Source organism: Streptomyces sp. NPDC089915 (assembly GCF_040684675.1).
Taxonomy (GTDB): domain Bacteria; phylum Actinomycetota; class Actinomycetes; order Streptomycetales; family Streptomycetaceae; genus Streptomyces.
Genome location: NZ_JBFBGN010000215.1, coordinates 1 through 7,393 on the forward strand (window position 1 = coordinate 1; position 7,393 = coordinate 7,393).

The window sequence follows — 7,393 nt, forward strand, 5'->3', positions numbered from 1 at the left end:
GAAGACGACGGGCCGTGTCGCCGGGAAGACGGCTGCTGGTGTGGCCAAGCCGGTCGGCACGGCCATGCGCAAGACCGGTGCCGCCGCGATACGGGATCCAGCCGCCCCCACCACCCACAACCGGACCGGGCGACCCGTCGCCGGTGCTCCGCGCGGGCCGCGCCGCCGCGTCCGCTCCCCCGCCGGGTCCCCGTACCTCGGTACCGCGCGCGACCCGCACCGCCGCCTCCGCGCCGGCGCCGGTGGTCGTTCCGCTCATGGCCGGTGGCCTCCCCGTGCAGCGGGCCGTGCCGGCCCGGGGCGGCGCGCCGCTGCCCGTGGCGCCGCTCAGTGTGCCGGCGGCGGCCGCGCCCCTGGAGCTGCCCCCGGCCCAGCGGTTCCCCTCCTTCGGCTTCGGCTCGAGGTCGGGCTCCGGGTCCGGGTCCGGGTCCGGGTCCGGTCGTTCCATCGGCGCGCTCGCGGCCGCCGCCTCGGCGAGCGTGGCGTCGACGCTGGGGCACCTGCGGCCCCCGGCGCCGCAGGCCACGCCCCAGGGACCCCCGCCTCCGTCCGAGCCGCCGCCGGCCTACTCCGGCCCGCCCCCGGCCGGCCCGCCCCCGGCCGTCGTGCGTCCGGCGGCCGGGCAGGACGATCCGCCCGGGTACACCGAGGTCCCCGCCGGCGCGTTCGACCCCCGCCAGCTGACCGAGTTCCAGCTGGACGCGCTCGTGCACCGGATCATCGACCGCGTCACCCGCCTCGTCCGCGCCGAACTCCGCATGGACCGCGAGCGGATCGGCAGGCTCCGCGATCCGCGCGCCTGAGTGACCCCGGGTCACCGGCCCGGACCCCCTCACCGCAGTACGACAGGAAGGCCCACTTCGGATGTCCCGCCAGGACCCCGGATCCACCATCTGGTTCACCCTCACCATCGACGGCGAGAGCCTCGGCCACTTCAACGGATGCGAAGGCCTGTCGTCCCAGGTGGAGGTCGAGCACCGGCAGGAGGGCGGCAACAACGGCTTCGTGTGGCACCTGCCCACCCGGGTCACGTTCTCCACCATCCGGCTCACCCGCCCGCTCACTCCGGACACCGCGAAGGTCGCCAAGTGGATCTCGTCGGTCCAGACGGGGATCAAGCGGCCCACCGCCAAGATCGCGGCGCTGCGGGCCGACGGCTCGCTGGTGGCCCGCTGGGGGCTGATCGACGTGCTGCCGGTGAGCTGGCAGGGCCCGACCCTCGATCCCGCGAACCCCGCCGTGGCCACGGAGGTCCTGGAGATCGCCCACCACGGGTTCACGGACTGACGGCGCAGCGGGGCGGCGGAGTAGCGGAGCGGACAGGAAGGCGAGGAGGCAATACCCATGGCCACGAACGGCAGGGGCGCGGGCAAGAGCCTGGTCCGGGCGTCGCTGGCGATCCACGAACCCCCGGTCGGGACGAGCACGACCCCCGGGGCGCTGATGCGGACGTTCGGCTTCGAGTTCAATCCGGCACAGCTGTCGCTGAGCCAGCGCGCGCAGTGGAAGGCGACGCCCACGATGGCCGTGCGCGACGGTTCCAAGCCGGAGTTCATGGGCGCGGACCCGCGCGAGATGACCGTGGAGATCTTCCTGGACTCGTCGGCCGAGCCGACGGACAACACGGTGCTGAAGAAGGTCGAATCGCTGCTGGACTGCTGCGAGGTGACCGCGCGGAGCATCGACGCCGACCAGCCGTCGCCGCCGTGGGTGGTGCTCGAATGGGGGTCGTTCTCCACGGCCCGTTTCGTGGCGTACGTGGGTTCCGTCGAGGCCTCGTACACCCTCTTCGGGACCACGGGCGTGCCGATCCGCGCCACCTGCCAGGTGCACCTGGTGGAGATCCCGGGGAAGACCAAGGGCCAGAACCCGACGTCCGGCGCGCTCACCGCGCAGCGGGTGCACCGGGTCGTGGCCGGCGACTCGCTGCAGTCCCTGGCGTGGCGGGAGTACGGCACGGCCACGGTCTGGCGGGCGATCGCCGAGCTCAACGGCATCGACGACCCCTCCCGGCTGCGCGCGGGCACCGAACTGGTGCTCCCCGCGCGCGAGGAGGTGACGGGCTGATGGTGCTGCCCGCGTTCTCCAGCATCATGCAGGTGCGGATCGGCCCCGCGAAGCTGCCCGACGACATCGCCTCGATGCTCGTCGAGGGCTGGGTCGACCAGGGCGTCGGTGTGCCCGCCGCGTTCCGGCTGACCTTCCGCGACCCGTACCGCCAGGTCCTGGGCAGGCTCGGCGTCACCTTCGGCACGCGGGTGGTCCTCACTCCGGTCGCCGACGGCCAGGGCGGCGGCAAGCCGCTGCTGACGGGTGAGGTCACCGCGCTGGAGGCCGACTACGACGGCACCGGCACCTTCACCGTGATCCGCGGCTACGACTTCGGGCACCGGATGATGCGCCGGCGCCGTGTGGAGGCCTACCGCAACCAGAAGGCATCCGACATCGCGCGCAAGCTCGCCGCCCTGGACGGCGTACCGATCGGCCGGATCCAGCCGACGAAGGGCGCGTACGGGTTCATCAGCCAGTCCAACGTCACCGACTGGGACTTCCTGTCGCGGCTGGCCGACGAGAACGACATGGTGATGTCCCTGGACTCCCGGGGGAAGTTCCGGTTCGTCAGGCCGACGCCTTCGGCCGGCGCGCCGTCTCCGAAGACCGACGGCGACAAGAGCCCCTTCGTGCTCAAGGCCGGTCACGACATCCTGCGGCTGCGGGCGGCGGTCACGGCCGCGGACCAGGTCGGCACGGTCGAGTCGCGCGGCTGGAACGTCACCACCAAGAAGAAGATCGTCGAGACGGCGCCGGTCACCGCCGACCCGGGCATCTCCATCGGCATGACACCGGGCCAGGCGGCCGGGAGGTTCGCGCCGGCGCAGCTCGTCGAGACGGCCACGCCGTACGACCGGCAGGACGAGGTCCGGCAGGCCGCCGAGGCGCTCGCCGCCGACGTCACCTCGTCGTTCGCGGAGCTGGAGGTCGCGGTGTACGGCAGTCCCGAGCTGCGGCCGGGGGTGGCGGTGGCCCTGAGCGCCGTGGGCAGGCCCTTCGAGGGCAAGTACACGGTGACCTCCGTGCGGCACGTCTTCGGCGACGGCCGGCACTACGAGTCGTGGATCACGGTCAGCGGCCGCCAGTGGCGCTCCCTGTACGGGCTGGCGTCGGGCGGGGGCGGCGGCGCGGACGCCGCGAGCGCCTCCCGGCTGCCGGGCGTCGCGAACGCGATCGTCACCGACGTGCAGGACCCGCTGAAGCAGGGCCGGGTCAAGCTCCAGTTCCCCTGGCTGGACGACACGTACGTGAGCGACTGGGCGCGCGGCGTGCAGTACGGCGGTGTGGGCGGCGGCGGCGTCTTCCCCATGGACGTCGGCGACGAGGTGCTGGTCGCCTTCGACCGGGGCGCGCTGGACCACCCGTTCGTGATCGGCGGCCTCTACAACGGCCGGGACCTGCCGACCCGGGTCGAGGACGTGCCCCTGCACGACGGGCTGAAGCGGAAGGCGGCCCGGCACACCCTGTCCGACCGGCAGGGCAACCGCGTCGACCTGCTCAGCCAGCGGACCGGCGGGCGCCGGCAGGGGGTGCGCATCGCCAGCGGCGACGACCGGCTGACCATCAACCTCGACCGCACGCAGACGGAGATCACCGTCGACAGCGCGGGGTCGGTGACCATCAAGGGCGGCCGCTCGGTGTCCGTCGAGGCGGGGACCGACCTGACGCTCAGCGCCGGGCGCCGGCTCACCATCAAGAGCGGCGGCCCGCTCGACATCGAGGGCCGCGGGCTCGTCAACGTCAAGTCGCTCGCGGGGGCCGTCAGCGTCGACGCGATGGGCGCGCTCAGCCTCAAGGCCCTGGGCGCCGCCATGATCACCTCCGGTGGCACGTTCCAGGTCAACAGCATCGCCAGCGTCGGCATCCGCGCCATCCGCCTCGACCTCCAGGGCGGCTTCTTCGTGAACAACATCAAGTACCCGTTCGGATGACCGGAAGGCAGGTGGCCCCCTGATGGCCGAACAGTTCGTGGGCTCCGGCTGGGCGTTCCCGATGCGCATCGGCCCCACCGGGGGCATCGCCCTCGTCAGCGGGGAGCGCGAGATCGAGGAGGCCGTCCGGCTGGTCCTGGCCACCTCCCCGGGCGAGCGGCCGATGCGCCCGGAGTTCGGCTGCGCCATCCACGACCTCGTCTTCGCCCCGGTCAACGAGCAGACCGCGGGCCGCATCCAGCACGAGGTGCACGTGAGCCTGGACCGCTGGGAGCCCCGGATCGAGGTCCACGACGTGGAGGTCTCCACCGGCGCCGACCACAGCGTCCTGTACATCGACGTCCGCTACTCGATCCGCGGCACCAACAACCCGCGCAGCCTCGTCTTCCCCTTCTACGTCATCCCCTCCCACGACGAGCCGGGCGCGCCGGACTCCTCCGAAAGCGGCCTCTGATGTCCCTGCCCTCCCCCAACCTCGACGACCGGCGCTTCCAGCAGTTCGTCGACGACGCCAAGCGCTACATCCAGCAGCGCGCCCCCGAGTGGACCGACCACAACGTCTCCGACCCGGGCGTCACGCTCGTCGAGACGGTCGCGCACATGGCGGACCAGATCGTCTACCGGCTCAACCGCGTCCCGGAGAAGAACCACCTGGCCTTCCTCGACCTGGTGGGCATCACCCTCTTCCCGCCGTCGGCGGCGCGCACGGACGTCACCTTCTGGCTGTCCGCGCCGCAGGAGGACGTGGTCCTGGTCCCGGCCGGGGCCGAGGCGGCGACGCTGCGCACCGAGCGGGACGAGGCCGTCGTCTTCGCCACCGAGCGCGACCTGGCCGTCGTCCCGGTCGCGCTGACGCACCTGGTGGTGCAGCACCGCGGGCAGCCCGTCGCGGACCGCACGGCGGAACTCGCCGAGGGCAAGGACGTGCTGTGCTTCGCCGAGGCCCCGGCCGCGGGCGACTGCATGCTCATCGGCCTGAGCGCGGCCGCCCCGTACTGTGCGCTCGCCCTGGAGCTCGACAGCCGCGTGGACGGCGTCGGCGTCGATCCCCGGCAGCCGCCGCTGGTGTGGGAGGCGTGGACCGAGGACGGCTGGCAGGCCTGCGAGGTGGACCGGGACGGCACCGGCGGTCTCAACCGGCCCGGTGACGTCGTGCTGCACCTGCCCGCCGGTCACGTGCTCTCCCGCAGCGGCGGGTACGAGGCGGGCTGGGTCCGCTGCCGCGTCACCGATCCGCTGCCGGGCCAGCCCTTCTACACCACCTCGCCGACGATCCGCTCCGTGGACGCCTACACCATCGGCGGCACCACCCGGGCCGTGCACGCCGAGACCGTCCACGACGAGCCCCTCGGCGAGGCCACCGGACTGCCCGGCCAGCGGCTGCGGCTCGCCCACGCCCCGGTGGTCGCCGACGACCCGCCGCTGCTCCTGCAGACCGCCGACGGCGACGGCTGGCGGGACTGGCGGGTGGTGGCGCACTTCGCCGCGTCGGGGCCCGGCGACCGGCACGTCACGCTGGACGCCGCCACCGGCGAGATAGCCTTCGGCCCCGCCGTCCGCGAGCCCGACGGGACCCTGCGCCAGTACGGGGCCGTCGCCCCCAAGGGCGCCGTCGTCCGCGCCCGCCGCTACCGCACCGGCGGGGGACGCGGCGGCAACGTGGCGCGCGGCGCGGTCCAGGTGCTGCGCACCTCCGTCCCGTACGTCTCGGACGTGGTCAACCGGGAGGCGGCGCGCGGCGGAGTCGACGGCGAGACGGTCGAGGAGGCCAAGCTGCGGGCGCCGGTCACGCTCCGCGCCCAGGACCGGGCCGTGACCCTGCGCGACTACGAGGAACTCGCCCGCCGCGCCGCGCCCGAGACCGCCCGCATCACCTGCCTGGAGGGCGAGGAGGGCGCGCACGGCGCCTACGCGGTCCGCGTCCTCGTCGTCCCCCAGGCCGTCCCCGACCCGGGCGGGCGGCTGCGCTTCGAGCAGCTCGTGCCCGGTGACGCGCTGCTGGAGCGGATCACCCGACACCTGGACGAGCGCCGGCTGATCGGCACCCGGCTGGCCGTCGGCCCGCCGTACTACCAGGGGGTCACGGTCGTGGCCACGGTGCACGCCTTCCGGGGCGTCGACACCGACCGGGTGCGCCGCCGGGCGCACGACGCCCTCTACCGCCACCTGGACCCGCTGACCGGCGGCGCCGACGGCCGGGGCTGGCCCTTCGGGCGGCCCGTGCAGTCCGGCGAGGTGTTCGCGGTCCTGCAACGGGTGCCCGGGGTGGAGCTCGTCGACCAGGTCGTCCTGCACCCCGCCGACCCCCTCACCGGAAAGCGGGGCGATCCGACGGACCGCATCGATCTGGAGCGGCCCGCGCTGGTCTTCTCGTACGACCACCGCGTCCGGGTGATCGGGGACGGGGCGTGACGGCCGCGTACCGGGGGTCGGTCGACGGGCTGGGCTCCTCGCTGCCGCTGGGCACGATGCTGCCGGCCGTGTTCGCCGACGACGACCTGGCCCAGCGGTTCGTCGGCGGACTGGACGAGGTCCTCGCGCCGATCCTCAACGTCCTGGACTGCCTGGACACCTATTTCGACCCGGCGCTGGCGCCGGCCGACTTCGCGCTCTGGCTCGGCACCTGGGTGGGCGCCGAGACCGACGGGAGCGAGCCCGAGCCGCGGCTGCGGGCGGCCGTCGCGTCGGCCGTCGCCCTGCACCGGATGCGCGGGACCCGGCGGGGGCTCTCGGAGGCGGTACGGCTGGCGTTCGGCGTCGTGCCCGAGATCTCCGAGAGCGGGGGCGCCGACTGGGACGCCCGCCCGCTCGGCGCCTTCCCGGGGGCCCCGCGCCCCCGGCTGCACGTCACCCTCCGGCTGCCCGACCCCACTCCGGCGGACACCCACCGCCTGGACGCCCTGGTCGCGGCGGCCCGCCCCGCCCACATGCCCTACACGGCCGAAGTAACGGCCGCCGAAAGGACCCCGCAGACATGACCACGCAGAACTGTGCCGAATGCGGAACGCGCGCAGAACCGGGCCAGTCGTTCTGCGACGCGTGCGGCGCCGTACTGAACTGGGACCGGGACGCCCGCGCCGCGCAGGCCGCCGCCCCGCCGTCGCCGTCGCCGTCGCCCGTGAGCGGCCCCGCCGCCGACGCCGTGCGCAACCCGCCGGCCGGCGTGCCCGCCCCCCGGACTGCGGGGGCTGCGGGCGCTCCGGCGGCCGGTGGCGCCTCCCGCGCGGCGGGAGCGGCGCACGCCGTCGGCCACGGGGCCGGGTCCGCTCCCGGCGGGCCGCAGGGGCCGGGGGCGGCGGAGGGCCGCCAGGCGCCCGGGAGTTCCGGCGCCCCCGCGCGGGCGCCCGGAGCCGCCCTCAGCCCGGGGCTGTCGGGCATCTGGATCGGCCTGGTCACCCCGGTGCCCCGGG

At 74.6% G+C, this 7,393-nt stretch carries 7 protein-coding genes and 2 pseudogenes; 8 read left to right on the plus strand and 1 reads right to left on the minus strand.

The window, feature by feature from the left end; all coding sequences use genetic code 11:
• A pseudogene (locus AB0O29_RS33350) lies at positions 1-259 on the minus strand (hypothetical protein); the annotation flags it as partial.
• Here AB0O29_RS33350 and AB0O29_RS33355 point away from each other — a divergent pair.
• From AB0O29_RS33355 to AB0O29_RS33390, 8 genes and pseudogenes are all read left to right on the plus strand, one after another.
• The gene (locus AB0O29_RS33355; RefSeq protein WP_365159411.1) at positions 258-803 is read left to right on the plus strand and encodes a hypothetical protein; all 546 of its coding nucleotides are present in this window, start codon (positions 258-260) and stop codon (positions 801-803) included. The pseudogene AB0O29_RS33350 and the gene AB0O29_RS33355 sit on opposite strands and share 2 nt — an antisense overlap.
• A gap of 61 nt (positions 804-864) precedes the next feature.
• Positions 865-1,287 (plus strand): phage tail protein, encoded by a 423-nt coding sequence (locus AB0O29_RS33360; RefSeq protein WP_365159414.1) that lies wholly within the window; start codon positions 865-867, stop codon positions 1,285-1,287.
• A gap of 57 nt (positions 1,288-1,344) precedes the next feature.
• The gene (locus tag AB0O29_RS33365; RefSeq protein WP_365159416.1) at positions 1,345-2,067 is read left to right on the plus strand and encodes a LysM peptidoglycan-binding domain-containing protein; all 723 of its coding nucleotides are present in this window, start codon (positions 1,345-1,347) and stop codon (positions 2,065-2,067) included.
• Positions 2,067-3,983 carry a VgrG-related protein gene (locus AB0O29_RS33370; protein WP_365159419.1) on the plus strand — a complete coding sequence of 639 codons (1,917 nt, stop codon included), beginning with the start codon at positions 2,067-2,069 and terminating at the stop codon, positions 3,981-3,983. The genes AB0O29_RS33365 and AB0O29_RS33370 overlap by 1 nt, the downstream gene beginning before the upstream one ends.
• 22 nt (positions 3,984-4,005) lie before the next feature.
• On the plus strand, positions 4,006-4,437 hold the full coding sequence (locus tag AB0O29_RS33375) for a GPW/gp25 family protein (protein WP_365159421.1): 432 nt from the start codon (positions 4,006-4,008) through the stop codon (positions 4,435-4,437).
• Entirely contained in the window at positions 4,437-6,395 is a 1,959-nt protein-coding gene (locus AB0O29_RS33380; protein ID WP_365159424.1) for a putative baseplate assembly protein, read from the plus strand. The genes AB0O29_RS33375 and AB0O29_RS33380 overlap by 1 nt, the downstream gene beginning before the upstream one ends.
• Before the next feature lie 56 nt (positions 6,396-6,451).
• A complete protein-coding gene (locus AB0O29_RS33385; protein WP_365159427.1) occupies positions 6,452-6,961 on the plus strand; it encodes a phage tail protein in 510 nt (169 codons plus the stop codon).
• A pseudogene (locus tag AB0O29_RS33390) lies at positions 6,958-7,393 on the plus strand (zinc ribbon domain-containing protein); the annotation flags it as partial. The gene AB0O29_RS33385 and the pseudogene AB0O29_RS33390, both read left to right, overlap by 4 nt.

Coding starts and splice junctions, on each gene's coding strand:
- AB0O29_RS33355 (WP_365159411.1), top strand. CDS start 258: ATGGCCGGTGGCCTCCCCGTGCAGCGGGCCGTGCCGGCCCGGGGCGGC.
- AB0O29_RS33360 (WP_365159414.1), top strand. CDS start 865: ATGTCCCGCCAGGACCCCGGATCCACCATCTGGTTCACCCTCACCATC.
- AB0O29_RS33365 (WP_365159416.1), top strand. CDS start 1,345: ATGGCCACGAACGGCAGGGGCGCGGGCAAGAGCCTGGTCCGGGCGTCG.
- AB0O29_RS33370 (WP_365159419.1), top strand. CDS start 2,067: ATGGTGCTGCCCGCGTTCTCCAGCATCATGCAGGTGCGGATCGGCCCC.
- AB0O29_RS33375 (WP_365159421.1), top strand. CDS start 4,006: ATGGCCGAACAGTTCGTGGGCTCCGGCTGGGCGTTCCCGATGCGCATC.
- AB0O29_RS33380 (WP_365159424.1), top strand. CDS start 4,437: ATGTCCCTGCCCTCCCCCAACCTCGACGACCGGCGCTTCCAGCAGTTC.
- AB0O29_RS33385 (WP_365159427.1), top strand. CDS start 6,452: ATGCTGCCGGCCGTGTTCGCCGACGACGACCTGGCCCAGCGGTTCGTC.